Origin of the sequence: Peribacillus sedimenti (genome assembly GCF_046237635.1) — a bacterium.
GTDB classification, from domain to species: Bacteria; Bacillota; Bacilli; order Bacillales; family DSM-1321; genus Peribacillus; species Peribacillus sedimenti.
Genome location: NZ_CP143547.1, coordinates 1970580 through 1989149 on the forward strand (window position 1 = coordinate 1970580; position 18570 = coordinate 1989149).

15 protein-coding genes are annotated in these 18570 nt (G+C 45.7%); 14 read left to right on the top strand and 1 reads right to left on the bottom strand.

The window, feature by feature from the left end; translation table 11 throughout:
• The first annotated feature begins 25 nt into the window (after positions 1-25).
• The 9 genes from V1500_RS09700 (at position 26) to pyrE (ending at position 11063) form a co-directional block, all read left to right on the top strand.
• Positions 26-1348, top strand: a complete 1323-nt coding sequence (locus V1500_RS09700) for a solute carrier family 23 protein (protein WP_409305354.1) — start codon at positions 26-28, stop codon at positions 1346-1348.
• A 205-nt stretch (positions 1349-1553) separates the two neighbouring features.
• Complete coding sequence (locus tag V1500_RS09705) at positions 1554-2489, top strand: aspartate carbamoyltransferase catalytic subunit (RefSeq protein WP_409305355.1); 936 nt, start codon at positions 1554-1556, stop codon at positions 2487-2489.
• On the top strand, positions 2452-3738 hold the full coding sequence (locus tag V1500_RS09710) for a dihydroorotase (protein WP_409305356.1): 1287 nt from the start codon (positions 2452-2454) through the stop codon (positions 3736-3738). The genes V1500_RS09705 and V1500_RS09710 overlap by 38 nt, the downstream gene beginning before the upstream one ends.
• Positions 3735-4841, top strand: coding sequence for a carbamoyl phosphate synthase small subunit (locus V1500_RS09715; RefSeq protein WP_409305357.1), 1107 nt, complete (start codon positions 3735-3737; stop codon positions 4839-4841). The genes V1500_RS09710 and V1500_RS09715 overlap by 4 nt, the downstream gene beginning before the upstream one ends.
• Positions 4820-8026 (top strand): carbamoyl-phosphate synthase large subunit, encoded by a 3207-nt coding sequence (gene carB, locus V1500_RS09720; protein WP_409305358.1) that lies wholly within the window; start codon positions 4820-4822, stop codon positions 8024-8026. Before V1500_RS09715 ends, carB begins: the two co-directional genes overlap by 22 nt.
• On the top strand, positions 8023-8802 hold the full coding sequence (locus V1500_RS09725) for a dihydroorotate dehydrogenase electron transfer subunit (RefSeq protein ID WP_409305359.1): 780 nt from the start codon (positions 8023-8025) through the stop codon (positions 8800-8802). The genes carB and V1500_RS09725 overlap by 4 nt, the downstream gene beginning before the upstream one ends.
• Positions 8799-9743 (top strand): dihydroorotate dehydrogenase, encoded by a 945-nt coding sequence (locus tag V1500_RS09730; protein WP_409305360.1) that lies wholly within the window; start codon positions 8799-8801, stop codon positions 9741-9743. Before V1500_RS09725 ends, V1500_RS09730 begins: the two co-directional genes overlap by 4 nt.
• The gene (gene pyrF / locus V1500_RS09735) at positions 9715-10431 is read left to right on the top strand and encodes an orotidine-5'-phosphate decarboxylase (protein ID WP_409305361.1); all 717 of its coding nucleotides are present in this window, start codon (positions 9715-9717) and stop codon (positions 10429-10431) included. Before V1500_RS09730 ends, pyrF begins: the two co-directional genes overlap by 29 nt.
• Entirely contained in the window at positions 10428-11063 is a 636-nt protein-coding gene (gene pyrE, locus V1500_RS09740) for an orotate phosphoribosyltransferase (RefSeq protein WP_409305362.1), read from the top strand. Before pyrF ends, pyrE begins: the two co-directional genes overlap by 4 nt.
• Positions 11064-11528: 465 nt before the next feature.
• On the opposite strand, the gene V1500_RS09745 is transcribed toward pyrE, so the two are convergent.
• A complete protein-coding gene (locus V1500_RS09745; RefSeq protein ID WP_409305363.1) occupies positions 11529-13256 on the bottom strand; it encodes an NFACT family protein in 1728 nt (575 codons plus the stop codon).
• A gap of 244 nt (positions 13257-13500) precedes the next feature.
• Here V1500_RS09745 and V1500_RS09750 point away from each other — a divergent pair, with 244 nt between their 5' ends.
• The 5 genes from V1500_RS09750 (at position 13501) to rpoZ (ending at position 18467) form a co-directional block, all read left to right on the top strand.
• Complete coding sequence (locus V1500_RS09750; protein WP_409305364.1) at positions 13501-16179, top strand: calcium-translocating P-type ATPase, SERCA-type; 2679 nt, start codon at positions 13501-13503, stop codon at positions 16177-16179.
• Positions 16180-16446: 267 nt separating this feature from the next.
• Positions 16447-17322: a YicC/YloC family endoribonuclease gene (locus V1500_RS09755; protein ID WP_409305365.1), complete on the top strand. Its 876-nt coding sequence runs from the start codon at positions 16447-16449 to the stop codon at positions 17320-17322.
• Between the two features lie 49 nt (positions 17323-17371).
• A complete protein-coding gene (remA, locus tag V1500_RS09760) occupies positions 17372-17635 on the top strand; it encodes an extracellular matrix/biofilm regulator RemA (RefSeq protein ID WP_071349446.1) in 264 nt (87 codons plus the stop codon).
• A 9-nt stretch (positions 17636-17644) separates the two neighbouring features.
• Complete coding sequence (gmk, locus tag V1500_RS09765; RefSeq protein WP_409305366.1) at positions 17645-18259, top strand: guanylate kinase; 615 nt, start codon at positions 17645-17647, stop codon at positions 18257-18259.
• 1 nt (position 18260) lies between these two features.
• A complete protein-coding gene (gene rpoZ, locus V1500_RS09770; RefSeq protein ID WP_409305367.1) occupies positions 18261-18467 on the top strand; it encodes a DNA-directed RNA polymerase subunit omega in 207 nt (68 codons plus the stop codon).
• Positions 18468-18570 lie beyond the last annotated feature (103 nt).

Genomic DNA, 18570 nt, shown 5'->3' on the forward strand with positions numbered 1-18570 from the left:
ATTGTCTAGACAGGGGAGGATATAAATGGAAGAAGTTAAACGAAATGTAGTACTGGATATTCAGGAGGTCCCCAAACCGTTTCAATGGTTTACACTCAGCCTCCAACACTTATTTGCAATGTTCGGGGCAACCGTTCTGGTACCGTTCCTTGTGGGGTTGAGCCCCAGTATTGCACTGATTTCAAGCGGCCTGGGAACACTTTCGTATTTATTAATCACTAAAGGACAGATACCGGCATATCTTGGTTCATCATTTGCATTCATCGCGCCGATTGGCGTAGCCAGCCAGTTTGGCGGCCCGCATGCAGCTATGATTGGCTGCTTCTTTGCCGGAATAGTATATGGTATTGTGGCTCTGATCATAAAAAAAGCAGGGTTAAGATGGCTAATGAACCTTCTGCCTCCTGTCGTGGTAGGGCCGGTGATCATTGTAATCGGGCTTAGCCTTGCAGGAACAGCAGTGAACATGGCAATGTACGAAAACCCGGGAGCACCGGCTGATAAGCTGGTATACAGTACCACGCACTTTACTATAGCTTTGATTACACTTGCCGTTACGATCATTTGTTCAGTCTTCCTTAAAGGATTCCTGGGAATCATTCCGATCTTGATAGGAATAATCGCAGGATATGTGTCAGCGGTAATCGCAGGAATAGTAGATTTCAGCGGGATTCAAAAAGCATCCTGGTTCGCCCTTCCAGATTTCATGGTGCCTTTTGTAACGTATGATCCGGTTTTCTCCTGGGAAATCATCTTCATCATGGTTCCGGTGGCAATCGTGACACTATCCGAACATATTGGCCACCAGATGGTTCTCAGTAAAGTTGTGGAAAGGAACCTGATTGAAAAGCCCGGTTTGCACCGTTCCATTACAGGGGATGGAGTTGGAATCATGATTGGTTCGATCATCGGCGGGCCGCCATTAACTTCGTATGGTGAAAACATCGGTGTACTTGCGATTACGCGAGCGTTCAGTGTCTATGTAATCGGAGGAGCCGCTGTGATTGCAACAGTATTTGGTTTTGTCGGAAAGGTAGCAGCAGTCATCAGTTCAATCCCGCAGGCGGTAATGGGGGGAATTTCCATCCTGTTATTCGGTATCATTGCCTCCAGTGGATTAAGAATGTTAATTGACAATAAAGTGGATTTTGGGAATAACCGGAATTTAATCATTTCTTCGGTCATCCTCGTAATCGGAATAGGCGGAGCATTCATCAAGCTTTCTGATAAAATCTCGCTGACCGGTATGGCGCTTGCTGCGATTATCGGTGTACTATTGAACCTTGGTTTGCCTGGCAGGAAAAAAATATCAGGCGACATGTTTGGAGAAGAAAACAACCCAGCTTAAAGTTGAAAATCATATAACCACCTTTTAAAAGAAGTCCAGAGAGGCTAATAAGGGTGAAACAGTACAGTAGGATATATGGCGAATAAGGCATTTTAGGATGCGGATAGTCGTGCATTGATCTGCTGTATTTAAAACACCCTGTTTTTCTGAACAGGGTGTTTTTTTGCCCTGAAAAATTGAAAAAATCAAAAGGGGGCATTAGCATATGCGGAATGTGTTAACCATGAATGAATTAAAAATCACTGAAATCGGAGAGATTCTTGAACAGGCAGAAGCGTTTAAAAAGGGCGAACGCTGGTATCCCGAAACACAGGTGATGGTTGCCAATCTGTTTTTCGAACCGAGCACAAGGACAAAAACGAGCTTTGAGGTGGCGGAAAGGAAACTGGGACTTGAGGTCGTACACTTTGATGCAGGCACCTCAAGCATCAAAAAGGGAGAATCCCTTTATGACACGGCTCGGACCCTGGAGGCAATTGGAATCAAGGCGCTTGTCATAAGGCATGAAGAAGAGAATTACTGGCAGGAATTAAGAGGTAGGCTCAGTATCCCGATCATTAATGCTGGTGACGGCTGCGGACAGCATCCCACTCAATCGCTTCTCGATCTTTTGACCATCAAACAGGAGTTTACAAGTTTCGAGGGTTTAAAGATTGCGATTATTGGAGATATCCGCCACAGCAGGGTGGCCCGTTCAAATGCAGATGCTTTGACAAGGCTTGGTGCAGAGGTCGTATTTTCCGGGCCGAGGGAATGGTTCGATGAAGAGATTGGCTCCTATCAGGATATAGACGGAGCAATTGAAACATCAGATGTAGTAATGCTGCTTAGAATTCAGCATGAAAGGCATATAGACGGAGAATCCCAAACTTCACATGCTGATAGCTATTTACATCTATATGGATTAACGAAGGAAAGAGAGAGAAGGATGAAGCGGAATGCAATCATCATGCATCCGGCGCCCATCAACCGCGGTATCGAAATTGACAGTGATCTTGTGGAATGCAAGCGTTCGAGAATTTTTAAGCAGATGGAAAATGGTGTCTATATAAGGATGGCCGTACTGAAAAAGGCTCTAGAACAAACTAAGGGAGGAACCAAGTATGAAAACAGTCATCAAAAATGGAGTATTGCTCGATAAAGACGGAAATCAGGTTAGCAGGGATGTTACTTTCGAAGGTGGCATAATTACTGAAATTGCAGAGAATAGCGCTGTTGATGGCTGTCAGGTAATCGACGCAGAAGGAAAGCTGGTTTCCCCTGGTTTCGTTGACTTGCATGTTCACCTCAGGGAGCCAGGCGGCGAAAAAAAAGAGACCATTGAAACAGGGACTCTGTCCGCTGCCAAAGGCGGTTTTACAACCATTGCTGCCATGCCAAATACAAGGCCAGTACCGGATACCCAGGAACAAATGGCATGGCTAATGAACAGGATTGCAGAAAAAGCAGCAGTGCGTGTCCTGCCGTATGCCTCTATTACTATAAGGGAATTGGGACGTGAATTGACAGACTTCCAAGGGTTGAAGGATGCGGGTGCGTTCGCTTTTACAGATGACGGAGTCGGCATCCAGGAGGCAGGCATGATGCTTGCTGCCATGAAAAAAGCAGCGTTAATAAATATGCCGATCGTTGCCCACTGCGAAGATAATTCATTGATCAATAAGGGTTCTGTACATGAAGGCAATTTTTCAAGAGAAATGGGTATAAACGGAATTCCTTCTGTATGTGAATCCGTTCATATCGCAAGGGATGTCCTGCTCGCTGAAGCATCAGGCTGCCATTATCATGTATGCCATATAAGCACGAAAGAATCAGTCCGGGTAGTGCGGGACGCCAAAAGAGCCGGCATAAAAGTAACGGCTGAGGTAACCCCCCACCATCTGCTGCTATGCGAGGACGATATCCCTGGACTGGACCCTAACTTTAAAATGAATCCTCCATTAAGAGGGCGTGGGGATCGGGAAGCATTGATAGAAGGACTGCTTGACGGGACAATTGATTTCATAGCGACGGACCATGCGCCGCACACACAGGCTGAAAAAGAAGCGGGAATGGAGCTTGCCCCGTTTGGGATTGTAGGCCTTGAGACAGCATTTCCGCTTCTTTATACACATTTTGTAAAAAAAGGAATCCTGTCCTTGAAACGATTAATCGAACTACTGACGATCAAGCCTGCTGAAAGTTTTTCACTGCCATACGGAGAATTGGCTCCGGGCCAGCCAGCTGATATCGTTTTACTGGATTTAGCGGCGGAACATAAAATTGACAGCAACACATTTTTGTCCAAGGGAAGAAATACTCCGTTTGATGGTGAATCATGCTTTGGATGGCCTGTTTTGACGATAAGCCAAGGAAAAGTAGTATGGGAAAAAGGACGTGTTGGAATATGAAAAGACAGCTGATACTGGAAGACGGAACGGTTTTCGTTGGAGAAGGCTTTGGCAGCGATATTGAAAGGTCTGGGGAAGTGGTATTCAATACTGGGATGACCGGATATCAGGAAATATTGTCAGATCCTTCCTACTGCGGACAAATCATAACGCTCACTTATCCGCTTATTGGAAACTATGGCATCAACCGAGACGATTTTGAATCCATAGCTCCGGCCATATCAGGTTTTGTAGTAAAGGAAGCAGCCGATTTTCCTTCCAATTGGCGAAATGAAATGTCGCTGGATGAATTTTTCAAAGAAAAGAATATTCCTGGAATCAGCGGGATTGATACAAGGAAATTAACAAGGATTATACGAAAGCATGGAACTCTAAGGGGGATGATCTGCAGCATTGAAAGGGCTGAGGAAGACGTACTGCAGCAGCTCAAGGCTACTGTGCTGCCAAACGACCAGGTAAAAAGGGTATCTACAAAAACGGCGTATCCTAGTCCTGGAAGGGGGAGAAGGGTAGTGCTTGTCGATTATGGAATGAAGCACGGTATCCTTAGGGAACTGAATGAACGGGACTGCGATGTCATTGTAGCACCTTGCAATATTACCGCTCCAGAGATTCTGAGCCTTCATCCGGATGGGGTCATGCTGTCGAATGGACCTGGCGACCCGAAGGACGTTCCGGAGGCTCTTGAGATGATCCGCGGGATACAGGGGAAAATCCCAATGTTCGGAATATGCCTTGGACACCAGCTTTTTGCGCTCGCAAACGGAGCAAACACAGAAAAAATGAAATTCGGGCATAGGGGTTCCAACCATCCTGTCAGAGATTTGCAGACAGGAAAAGTTGCACTGACGTCCCAGAATCACGGCTACACGGTTGCGGAGGGTTCTATCAATGGCACGGATCTAAAAGTCACTCACATAGCCATAAATGATGGCACGATCGAAGGGCTTAAGCACAATAAATATCCTGCATTCACAGTACAATACCATCCGGAAGCATCGCCGGGACCAGAGGATGCGAACTATTTGTTTGATCAATTCATGCAGATGATTGAAGCAGTGAAATCAGAGGGGGAAACAACATGCCAAAACGTAGAGATATAAAAAGTATCCTGGTAATCGGATCAGGTCCCATCATCATCGGCCAGGCAGCAGAGTTTGATTATGCAGGAACCCAGGCTTGCATCGCCCTGAAGGAAGAGGGCTACCGGGTCATCCTTGTCAACTCCAATCCAGCAACGATTATGACGGATACAGAAATTGCGGATGCAGTGTATATCGAACCTATAACCCTCGAATTTGTCAGCAAAATTATCCGTAAGGAGCGGCCGGATGCCCTCCTGCCGACTCTTGGAGGGCAAACCGGGCTGAATATGGCTGTTGAACTTGCCAACTCTGGTGTCCTTGAGGAATGCGGCGTACAGATTCTTGGTACGAAGCTATCGGCAATCGAACAGGCTGAAGACAGAGATTTATTCAGGACGCTTATGAATGAACTTGGTGAACCGGTTCCTGACAGCGCCATTATCCATAATATCGATGAAGCTCTTTCATTCACTGGAGAGATTGGCTATCCAATCATTGTCCGACCTGCTTTTACACTTGGGGGAACAGGAGGAGGCATCTGTGAAAACGAGGAACAGCTTCTAGAGACTGTCGCAAGCGGCTTGAAACACAGTCCGGTCCATCAGTGCCTGCTTGAGAAAAGCATTGCAGGCTTCAAAGAAATAGAATATGAGGTTATGAGGGATTCGAATGATAATGCAATCGTCGTTTGCAATATGGAGAATTTCGATCCTGTCGGTGTCCATACTGGCGACTCCATTGTGGTTGCACCAAGCCAGACATTGAGTGACCGTGAATATCAGATGCTAAGGAACACCTCCCTTAAAATCATCAGGGCTCTAAAGATCGAAGGGGGCTGTAATGTCCAGCTTGCTCTTGACCCGGACAGTTTCAGCTATTATGTGATCGAGGTCAATCCTCGCGTCAGCCGTTCCTCGGCACTTGCTTCCAAGGCAACAGGATACCCGATAGCCAAGCTTGCAGCGAAAATAGCCGTTGGACTGACCCTTGATGAAATGATGAACCCGGTAACGGGAAAAACATATGCAAGCTTTGAACCAGCGCTAGACTATGTGGTTGCCAAGATTCCGCGCTGGCCATTTGACAAGTTTGAGTCAGCCAACCGTACATTGGGAACGCAGATGAAAGCGACTGGAGAGGTAATGGCAATTGGCAGGACATTTGAAGAATCCATTCTAAAGGCTATCCGCTCGCTTGAGACCGGCCATTTCCACTTGAGCCTAGGAGAGATGGTCAGCCAGGAATTAATGGAGAAGCGTATCCGTAAAGCAGGGGATGAAAGATTGTTTTATATAGGAGAAGCCCTCCGCTCAGGAATAAGCATCGAACAGATCCATGAATGGAGCAAAATCGATTTATTCTTCCTCCATAAGCTGAAAAAAATCATAGACTTAGAAGAAAGCCTGGCAGAATCGCCCTTTGACTTAGAATTAGCTGATAAGGCAAAGAGGATGGGATTCTCAGACGCGGCACTTTCGGAATTATGGAAAGTAGAGGAAAAGGCAGTATATGATTGGCGCTCGGAAAATGGCATCATGCCAGTATATAAAATGGTGGATACTTGTGCTGCAGAATTCGAATCAGAAACACCATACTTTTACGGGACATATGAGGACGAAAATGAATCCATCGTAACTGATCGAAAGAGTGTCGTTGTTTTGGGTTCGGGGCCGATCAGGATCGGGCAGGGTGTCGAATTCGATTATGCCACTGTACATTCGGTCTGGGCGATTAAAGAAGCCGGATATGAAGCGATCATAATCAACAATAATCCGGAAACGGTCTCCACTGATTTCAGTATTTCAGACAAGCTATACTTTGAACCGCTAACGATTGAAGATGTTATGCATATCATCGACCTCGAAAAGCCTATTGGGGCAGTCGTACAATTTGGCGGGCAGACTGCCATTAATCTGGCTGGAAAACTGGTGGAAAGAGGAGTCAAGATCCTCGGAACCACTCTTGAGGATTTGGACCGTGCAGAAAACAGGGATAAATTCGAACAAGCCCTAACTGAATTGGGAATCCCGCAGCCAAAGGGAAAAACAGCTACCTCTATAGACGAGGCGGTCCGAATTGCCGAAGCAATCGGTTATCCGGTACTTGTAAGGCCTTCATATGTGCTTGGAGGCCGCGCCATGGAAATCGTTTATCAGCAGGAGGAGCTGCTCCACTACATGGAAAACGCCGTGAAAATCAATCCTGAACATCCTGTTTTGATCGATCGCTATTTGACAGGTAAAGAAATCGAAGTAGACGCAATTTCTGACGGAGAAACGGTGTTGATCCCTGGCATCATGGAACATATTGAACGCGCAGGTGTCCATTCAGGGGACTCGATTGCTGTGTATCCCCCGCAAAGCCTGTCAGCTGAACTGAAGGGCACAATCGTCGATTATACGGAAAAACTTGCTAAAGGCCTCAATATCATAGGTTTATTGAACATCCAGTATGTGGTGAGCGACAACAAGGTATATGTGATCGAGGTGAATCCACGTTCAAGCCGGACGGTGCCGTTCCTGAGCAAGATTACCAATGTCGCCATGGCCAATTTAGCCACAAAGGTGATTCTGGGCCAAACATTGAACTCAATGGGCTACCATAGCGGATTGGTGGAAGAGAGGCATGGTGTTTATGTAAAGGTTCCAGTTTTCTCATTTGCCAAGCTTAGGAGAGTTGATATCACATTGGGGCCTGAAATGAAATCAACCGGTGAAGTGATGGGCAAGGATCTTACACTTGAGAAGGCTTTATATAAAGGGCTTGTCGCTTCTGGAATAAAGATAAAGGACCATGGTTCTGTGCTCTTGACAGTTGCGGATAAAGACAAAAAAGAAGCGCTTCATATTGCACGAAGATTCCATAAGATTGGGTATCAGCTGATCGCTACAAGCGGTACGGCATCTACTCTTAAGGAAGCAGGAATCCCTGTGAAAGTTGTGGAAAAAATCGGGGACCCAGGAAAAAATCTGTTGGATGTCATTCGAAATGGGGAAGCGCAGTTCATCATTAATACATTGACAAAAGGAAAACAGCCTGAAAGAGATGGATTCCGGATCCGCAGGGAATCCGTTGAAAACGGGATTCCCTGCCTAACCTCCCTGGATACGGCGCAAGCGATCCTCTCCGTCATTGAATCCATGACCTTCTCGGCAGAAGCTATGTCCGGGCGTGGTAATGCACGAGAGGTGACTTATTCATGATTCAAAATGAAATTATGAAGGTAGTGGAGCAGCGCGAATTGACAGAGTCCATCTTTGAACTGACTCTTCAGGGCAGCCTGGCTACTGATATCAAGGAACCAGGGCAGTTCGTCCATGTAAAAACAGCAAATGGTATCGCCCCGCTACTGAGAAGGCCGATCAGCATTTCTTCTTATGATGCGTCCAATTCAACCATGACCATGATCTACCGCGCGACAGGAAAAGGAACAAAGCTTTTATCGAAAAAAAAGGCAGGCGAGCTTGTCGATATACTTGGGCCGCTTGGAAACGGATTTCCGGTTGGACAAGTGAATAAAGGGGAATCTGTTGTCATTGTGGGAGGGGGAATTGGTGTACCGCCTTTGTATCAGCTGTCAAAAAATCTGACGGAAAAAGGTGCAACTGTTACCCAAATTCTTGGATTTCAATCAAGAGAAGCTGTTTTCTATGAACAGGAGTTCGCTAGATTGGGAGACACATATGTGCTGACAGCTGATGGCAGCTATGGAAGAAAGGGATTCGTAACAGCACAGCTTGAGAAACTGAACATGGCTTATGATTTCATGTATGCTTGCGGTCCAACGCCCATGCTGAGGGCATTAGAAAAGAACTATGGCGGAGATAATCTCTATTTATCCCTCGAGGAACGAATGGGGTGCGGCATTGGAGCTTGCTTCGCATGTGTATGCCATACCGCTGACGATCCTTCCGGTAGCAGCTATAGAAAGGTTTGCAGTGACGGACCGGTATTTAGGTCAGGGGAGGTAATCATATGACGGATTCTTTATCATTACAATTGCCCGGCCTGGACTTAAAAAATCCGATTATGCCGGCATCGGGCTGTTTTGGTTTCGGCCGCGAGTTCAGCCAGTTTTATGACCTGGGCGTTCTGGGAGCAATCATGATTAAGGCAACAACTGCAGAGCCAAGGTTTGGAAACCCTACTCCAAGGGTGGCAGAGACTCCTGCGGGGATGTTAAATGCCATTGGTTTGCAAAATCCCGGGCTTACAAGTGTCATGAGCAATGAATTGCCTTGGCTTAAACAGTTCGATGTACCGATCATTGCCAATGTAGCAGGATCGCAGATTGAGGATTATGTTACGGTTGCCAAAGAAATCAGCAAGGTTTCAAATGTTTCTGCTCTTGAATTGAATATTTCCTGTCCTAACGTCAAGGAAGGCGGCATTGCATTTGGAACAGACCCACAGACTGCAAAAAATGTGACTAGGGCTGTTAAGGAGGTATCCTCAGTCCCTGTCTATGTAAAGTTGTCCCCGAATGTTTCGGATATCGTACAAATAGCCCAGGCTGTGGAAGAAGGCGGTGCAGACGGACTGACGATGATCAATACTCTGCTCGGGATGAATATTGATCTTATGACAGCAAAACCTGTCCTGGCCAACAGGACAGGGGGGCTGTCAGGCCCATCAATAAAGCCCGTCGCACTCCGCATGATTTATGAAGTAAGCCGGAAGGTTTCTCTTCCGATCATAGGTATGGGCGGGATTTCTTCGGCAGAGGATGTCATTGAATTTTTCTACGCAGGCGCACACGCAGTGGCTGTTGGGACTGCAAACTTTGTGGACCCGTTTGTATGTCCAAAGATTATTGCTGAACTTCCTGAATTACTCCACAAATTGGGCTATAGCCATATTTCAGAATGTACGGGAAGGAGTTGGCGCAAACATGAAAAATTCGCTGGTCATCGCCTGTGATTTTCCTGGCCGCAAAGAGCTTGAGGGTTTTATGGATTTTTTCGGAAATGAAAAATTGTTTCTCAAAATAGGAATGGAGATGTTTTATCAAGAGGGTCCGGGAATCATCCATACAATTAAGGATGCCGGACATGATATTTTCCTTGATTTAAAGCTTCATGACATACCGAATACAGTAAAGTCTGCGATGAAAGGTTTGGCAAAGCTTGACGTCAACATGGTAAACGTCCATGCTGCAGGAGGAAGGGCCATGATGGAAGCAGCACTGGAAGGACTTGAAGCTGGAACAGCATCAGGCAATAAAAGGCCGGCATGCATTGCTGTTACACAACTGACAAGCACGTCCACCAGCCAAATGAACCTGGAACAGCTGATTCCGGGCGAGGTAAGGAACTCTGTTCTTCATTATGCAGCGCTAACTCGTCACGCTGGGCTTGATGGAGTGGTCTGTTCCAGCCACGAAGCCCGGGATATACACAAAAAATTAGGCCAGGGCTTCCTTACTGTGACACCTGGGATCAGACCATCCGGAAGCGACTTGCATGACCAAAAGAGAGTAGCGACACCATCCAATGCAAGGATGCTGGGATCAGATATCATTGTGGTCGGAAGGGCAATCACCTCAAATCCTGACCCATACAAGGCATACATGTCTATACGAAAAGAATGGGAGGGAGCAGCAGTATGAAATACGAGATTGCTGAAAGTTTATTGGAGATAAATGCTGTTTTCTTGAGGCCAAACGAACCTTTTACCTGGTCTTCAGGCATAAAGTCGCCTATCTATTGCGATAACCGGCTGACTTTATCCTATCCCCAGCTGAGGAAGAAAATTGCCAAAGGCCTTCAGGCGTTGGTTCAGCAGCATTTTCCGGAAGCTGAAGTCATTGCCGGGACTGCAACAGCTGGCATCCCGCATGCAGCTTGGGTCAGTGACCTGATGGAACTACCGATGTGCTATGTCCGCAGTAAAGCTAAGGGGCATGGAAAAGGAAACCAGATTGAAGGGAAGGCTTTACCTGGACAAAAGGTGGTAGTGATAGAAGATTTAATTTCAACCGGAGGAAGCTCCATTGCAGCTGTCAAGGCCCTCCGAGAGCAAGCCTGTGAGGTTCTCGGGATTGTGTCAATCTTCACCTATGGGCTCACGAAGGCAAGTCGACAGCTCCAGGAGGAGGGAATAAACGCCTTCTCTTTGAGTGATTATTCGGCTTTGATCGATGTAGCAAGCGAAAAAGGATACATTGAAAAAAGTGATCTTGCCAAGCTCGAGAAGTGGAAGCAGGATCCATCCGATGAGTCGTGGATGGCGGAGGAATAAATAACACCTTGGGGGTATCACTGCATAATCTACAATATGCCGCGAGGAGGATGCCTTGTCTACGCATAAAAAAAGCGATGCAGCATCGCTTTTTTACTTCCCCTCATTTCTCTGCGGCGAAAAGCCGCTGTAAACGCATCCCTGGAAAACAAAGAGTGCATCATAGAAGACTATGATAAAAAAATCCCTTCAGACGATTAAGGAAAATGGAAGTTTAAGATGTAATGGATTTCCATCATATTCTGCCGGCGAATATGATGGAAATCCAGAGATTCAGGTTCGACATCTGCTTTTTTATGAATCGAAATTTTTCGATATTAATGCCGACTTTTTTGACCATATTCTGGTAGAAGCAGGCAACCATTGCCGCCACGCCCCTATAAGCGTTATGAATAGCCTAAAACAAAAAAGCCATTGTCTGGAGGCCAGCTCCCTTACAATGGCTTTTATTAAATAGAACTAAATTTATTTTACTTCAGCTGCAGCTTCCTTTAAGCGGATCACAACGTCAGCATCTGGTGTAACGTACACGGTTTGCTGGTTTTCATAAATAACAAATCCAGGCTTAGAACCGCTTGGTTTCTTGACATGGCGTACTTTTGTGAAATCTACCGGAACGGAACTGGAGTCTTTTGCTTTACTGAAGTAGGCGGCAATCATGGCAGCCTCTTTAATAGTTTGTTCACTGGGATTCTCGTTGCGGATGACCACATGTGATCCAGGAATGTCCTTAGTGTGAAACCATATATCATCACGTCTGGCGAATTTATTAGTCAGATAGTCATTCTGTTTATTATTTTTGCCTACCAATATTTCATCACCGTCAGAAGAAAAATAGCTTTCGAGTTTTGGCTTTTCGTTCGCAGGCTTTTTCATGCCCCTACGCTGCTTTTGTTTCAAATAGCCTTCATCCTGGAGCTCTTCCCTTATTTCTTCAATGTCACGCGGTGATGCGGAATTCAGCTGCTGCAGCAGCCCTTCGAAATATATCACCTCAAGGTTTGCCCGGTGTATCTGATCCTGGACGATTCCTATCGCATTTTTTGCTTTCTGGTATCTCGAGAAATATTTCTGGGCATTTTCAGAAGGGTTCAGTCTTGTGTCAAGAGGGATGGTGACTGTAGCTCCGGATTCATCGTAATAATTGGTGACCTCAATTTCCTTCATCCCTTTATTCATGGCATAAAGATTGGCTGTCAGCAATTCTCCATACAGCTGATGCTGATCACTTTTTTCACTTTCAGCAAGAGTGTTTTCGAGCTTGATTATTTTCTTTTTGTTCTTGTCTATTTCATTGGCTATAAACCTTTCAAGGTCATTTCCCTGCTGTTTAACACGATCGCGTTCCGCTTTGCCAAAATAATAACGGTCCAGCATGCTGCTTAACGTATCGAACTGCCTTGCTTCTCCCCCTAGATGCGCCAGTGTGATCATATAGAATGCTTCTTTACTGCCATGGCGGATAATGACAGGCTCATAGTTCTTCAGCCTGATTGTTTCCATCAGCTTGATAAAAGCCGCAGGCAGAGTTACACGATTGGCAATGCCTGCCCGATGGACCGCTTCCTTCGCCACGAGAGGCGATATTCCTGCAAATTGGGCCACCAGCTGCTTATCTAATTGCCCCGCATTAAAATCCAGTCTCCTCTGTACATCATTTTCGTCCGCCGTCAGAGGGTTCGCTTTATCCTGTGCTGGGGGCTGGATATATTCATGGCCTGGAAGGACTGTCCGATAACTGCTTACAGCATGTGATACATGCTTGATGCTGTCCAGGATCATGTTCCTTGATTTATCAACGAGGATAATATTGCTGTGCCGCCCCATTATTTCTACAATTAACTGCTTGTGCGATATGTCCCCAAGCTCATTTCTCCCTTTTACCTCGAGGACAATCACCCGGTCCATTCCCGTCTGATATACATCCTCCACCACATAGCCTTCCAAATGCTTGCGCAGAAGCATGCAGAACATTGGAGGTTCCTTTGGGTTTTCGTAATTTTCTAATGTAATCTGTGCCCGTGCATAGCTTGGATGGGCCGACAGGAGCAGCTTATGATTCTTTCCTCCAGCCCGGATGACCAAAATTAATTCATTTTTATAAGGCTGATGTATTTTATTGATTCGGCCGCCTTTAATGGCAGAACATAATTCCTCAGTCATCGCTTTAGTAAATAATCCATCAAAAGACATATTAGTACTTCCTTTTCATTTATTTCAATCAACCATGCAGGCGATGGTTCATAGCTGCCATCCGCCATTACAAAAAGGGATCATGCACTTTAAAGTATAGCATTTTTTTGGACGAGTCTGAATAAGCATGATTGTGAGAAGGAAATCTTCTTTGGCATGAATGGCGGGGAAGGAGTGGTTTGGGGCTATGGCACAAAAGCTAGCGGTGCCGGCTGGATACTATGTATGGGGGATGTGTGATTAAATGAGTTACCGTGAAATGAATATCCAGGAGATCGAGAACGCTCTTCAGACCAGCATGGAGCTGGGACTGAGAGAGGATGAAGCAAAAAACAGGCAGACAAAGCACGGTTTCAATGAGCTTGAAGAAGGAGACAAGCAGTCCGCGCTGCTGCTGTTTTTTGCTCAATTTAAGGACTTTATGGTAATAGTGCTGCTTGCGGCTACATTAATATCAGGACTGCTTGGTGAATATATTGATGCCATTGCCATCATTGCAATAATTTTCATTAATGGCATATTAGGTTTTTACCAGGAACGAAGGGCGGAAAAATCACTGGATGCCCTCAAACAGATGGCCGCTCCCCAGGTCCAGGTCATCAGAGACGGGAAGTCCGTGAAGGTACCTTCAAGGGAAGTAGTCGTGGGCGATATCCTTCATTTTTCCAGCGGTGACAGAATCGGTGCCGATATGCGTATTGTCAAGGCAGTTAGCCTCGAAATCGAAGAATCTGCGCTTACTGGTGAATCCGTTCCGGCAGTCAAGCGTGATGACGCCCTTGCATTTCCTTCTGCGAGTATAGGAGATGAAGAGAATATGGCCTTCATGGGGACCATGGTTACCCGTGGGAGTGGCATTGGCATCGTTACGGCAATAGGCATGGATACCGCGATGGGAAAAATCGCAGATATGCTCCAATCGGCGGAAGCGGTAAAAACTCCTCTCCAAAGAAGGCTTGAACAGCTCGGGAAAATACTTATTATTACTGCCTTGTTTCTGACCATGCTAGTAGTGGCGGTAGGGGTTCTTCAGGGCAATGATTTATATACGATGTTTCTTGCAGGCGTATCCCTTGCTGTTGCTGCGATTCCGGAGGGACTCCCAGCCATAGTGACGGTCGCCCTGTCTCTAGGTGTACAAAGGATGATTAAGCAAAAATCAATCGTCAGGAAGCTTCCGGCAGTAGAAACGCTTGGCTGCGCATCTGTCATATGTTCGGATAAAACAGGTACGATGACACAAAACAAAATGACCGTTACCCATCTGTGGGGTTCAGGTAAGACCTGGAGTGTTACCGGGACCGGTTATGATCCGGTTGGCCGGTTTTCAGATAGCCAAAAGGATATTGATCCAGCAAGGGAAAAAACACTTCAGCAGCTGCTAACCTTTGGAATGCTGTGCAATAACGCCGAATTGTTAACCAAAAATGAACAATTTGTCCTCAACGGGGATCCAACTGATGGAGCTTTGCTTGTAGCGGCCATGAAGGCGGATTTATCACGTGAAAAGCTGCTGCGTAAATATTCCATTGTAAAAGAATTTCCCTTTGATTCCACAAGGAAAATGATGAGTGTGGTTGTCCGTGACGAAAGCGGCAAACAATTCGTGGTAACCAAAGGTGCGCCGGATGTATTACTATCACATTGCCCATCCATTTTATGGCAGGAAAAGAACCAGCTGTTAAATAAAGATTTGAAGCAGGAAGTTCAGGGAGCCGTTGACCGACTTGCTGCACAGGCTTTGAGGACTATTGCTGTAGGCTACAAACAAATCGGGCCTAACACCATGCTGATGCATGAAAGTGAGGCAGAAAAGGAGCTTACTTTTATCGGGCTGCATGGGATTATAGATCCGCCCCGCCCGGAGGTGAAGGATGCTGTAAAAGAGTGCAGGGAAGCGGGAATCAAAACGGTCATGATTACAGGTGATCATTTGACGACAGCTAAGGCGATTGCAAAGCAGCTGGGCATTCTTAAGCCAAAGGACAAGGTGCTTGACGGGAAATCTCTTTCCGAAATGTCCGTAAATGAGCTTGAAGATGTAGTTGAGAAGGTGTCCGTGTTCGCCAGGGTGTCCCCGGAACATAAGTTAAAAATAGTCAAAGCGCTTCAGAATAAAGGGCATGTAGTTGCGATGACAGGGGATGGAGTAAATGATGCACCTGCCATCAAATCGGCTGACATAGGGATTTCAATGGGGATTACCGGGACCGATGTCGCAAAGGAAGCCTCATCCCTGATCCTCCTCGATGATAACTTTGCGACTATTAAGTCCGCAATCAAGGAAGGCAGGAACATTTATGAAAACATCCGTAAATTTATCAGATACCTGCTCGCTTCAAATGTCGGGGAAATACTGGTCATGTTATTTGCGATGTTATTTGCCCTGCCGCTTCCGCTCATCCCAATTCAGATTTTATGGGTAAATCTTGTGACGGACGGCCTGCCTGCAATGGCCCTTGGCCTTGATAAACCAGAAGGTGATGTAATGAAGCGGAAACCGAGAAACCCTAAGGAGGGGGTGTTTGCGCGAGGGCTTGGATGGAAGATTATATCAAGGGGATTTCTCATTGGTGCCTCTACCTTAATCGCCTTTATGATCGTATACAAATCCAACCCGCAAAACCTGCAGTACGCACAGACCATTGCTTTTGCTACACTGGTTTTGGCTCAGCTCATCCATGTTTTTGACTGCCGCAGCGAGCAGTCCATCTTTTCCCGCAACCCATTTGGAAACCCGTATTTAGTGTGGGCAGTTATTTCATCCCTCGCTGCAGTTCTTGTGGTAATTTATTTTCCGCCGCTGCAGGACATTTTCCACACCGTGCCAATAGTGCCAAGAGATTGGCTGCTGGTTGCGGGCATGGCCGCTATTCCGACTTTTTTACTGGCAGGGTCTTTATTGGCAAGTAAAACAAAATAATGTATGATATAATTCGTAAGGTAGTAGAGACGACTCTATTACCTTTTTATTTTTTGGGATTAGGGTAAAATTACGGCCTTGCCTACTAAAAAAATTCATATTCTCATCAGGACTATCTTTTTTCATAGCTTACATTTTATGATGTTTCTGGTAAAATAGATTGTTAGTGTATAAAGTATATTGAAATACATACCAGTATGTGATTGCTGATGTTTTTCCCGCCGCCTATAGCAGGGAAACTTTGCCGGATAGGATGTGAGTCAAGTAATGGTAATGAGTATGACCGGATACGGAAGGGGAACTGCCGAAGGTACTTCTATAAGAGTGACTGTGGAAGTGAAAACCGTAAATCACCGTTTTTGCGAATATCATATTCGGATTCCCCGCCAGTTCATGATTCTAGAAGAGAAAATAAAGAAAATTGCCAGTGCATACATACATAGGGGACGTACCGAAATTTTCGTCTCAGTAGAAGGTGACGGGCTCGTTGACAAGAAGCTTACATTTGATTGGGAGCTAGCGAGCCAGTATCTAACCATATTAAAGGAAGCAAAAGAACGCTTTGCCCTTGATGAAGAGCCCAAGCTTCAGGACCTTCTTAATGTGGAGGATATTTTTAATGTCCATGAACAAGAGAAGCAGGACGAAGAGCTTGAAAGCATCATCCTGAAAGCGGCGAAATTTGCTTTTTATGGAGTTCACGATATGCGCAAGCATGAAGGGCTTGAATTAAAGAGTGACCTTCTGCACCAACTGCGGGGACTCCAGGATATCGTGAGGCAAGTTAAGCCTTATGCCCCGCTTGTGGTGGAGCAATACAGAGCGAGGCTTTCCCAAAAAATGGCCGACATAGCTTCCGGGCTGTCGGATGAAAGCCGTTTGCTGACAGAGGTTGCTATATTTGCGGACAAATCTGATATAAATGAAGAATTGACAAGGCTTGATAGCCATTTTCATCAATTTGAAGCAGCTCTTGATAAACAGGGGCCGATAGGAAGGAAATTGGATTTCCTTATTCAGGAAATGAATCGGGAAGTCAATACCATCGGTTCCAAGGCTAATGATGCCAATATAACACAGCAGGTGGTGGAAATGAAAAGCCTGCTTGAAAAGATGAACGAACAGGTTCAAAATATCGAGTAGCCTGTTTATCAAATATATTTCAAGGCCACAATAGAATTGGGGGACTAAAATGTCGATCAAGCTTATTAATATCGGCTTCGGGAACATTGTTTCCGCAAACCGCATAGTTTCAATTGTGAGTCCGGAGTCGGCTCCGATCAAAAGAATCATTCAAGATGCACGTGATCGTGGATCTCTAATAGATGCTACTTATGGCAGGAGGACACGTGCCGTCATCATAACAGACAGCGACCACGTGATTTTATCCGCTGTACAGCCGGAAACAGTCGCTGCCCGTCTTCATGACAGGGATGACAGCGTGGAAGAGGGGTAAAAAAGATTTATGAGAGAAAAGGGTTTATTGATTGTTTTATCAGGTCCATCTGGTGTTGGAAAAGGCACAGTCAGAAAGCAAATATTTTCACAGCCAGATACTGCATTTGAATATTCTATTTCGATGACGACGAGGAAGCCGCGTGAAGGTGAAATTGACGGAGTCGATTATTTTTTCAAAAGCCGCCAAGAATTCGAAGAGCTGATCGAGCAGGGGAAACTGCTGGAATACGCGGAGTTTGTGGGCAATTATTATGGTACTCCGGTGGATTACGTAAGGGAAACACTGGATGCTGGCAAGGATGTTTTCCTCGAAATCGAAGTGCAGGGTGCCAGGCAGGTCCGCGAGAAATTTCCAGAGGGCTTGTTTATCTTTCTAGCTCCTCCTAGTCTGTCCGAGCTGAAGAGCCGGATCATAACCAGGGGCACGGAAACAGAAGAGGTCATAAAGCAGAGAATGAACGCTGCAAAAGAGGAAATTGAATTAATGGACTTATATGATTATGTAGTGGAAAATGATACTGTGGAAGCAGCATGTGCACGCATTAATGCCATCGTTGTTGCAGAGCATTGCCGCCGTGAAAGAGTATCCATTCGCTATAAAAAAATGCTGGAGGTTGAATAATATGCTATATCCATCTATCGATTCTCTACTACAAAAAATAGATTCTAAATATTCCCTTGTGACTGTTGCGGCAAAGCGTGCCCGCCAAATGCAGGTCAAGGATGATTCTAAGCTTGAGAAACCGGTTTCGCATAAGCAAGTAGGCCGCGCGCTCGAGGAAATTCACACTGGTCAGCTTACTTATAATAATAATTATGAAGAAAGCTAATCTAACAATAAAGATTCCGAAGAGGGTCAGGTCCTTCAGTTTACGATGAGGCATTAACAAGGCTATCATCAGTTGAGGGGTCCAGGCCCTTTCTTTTGTGGCA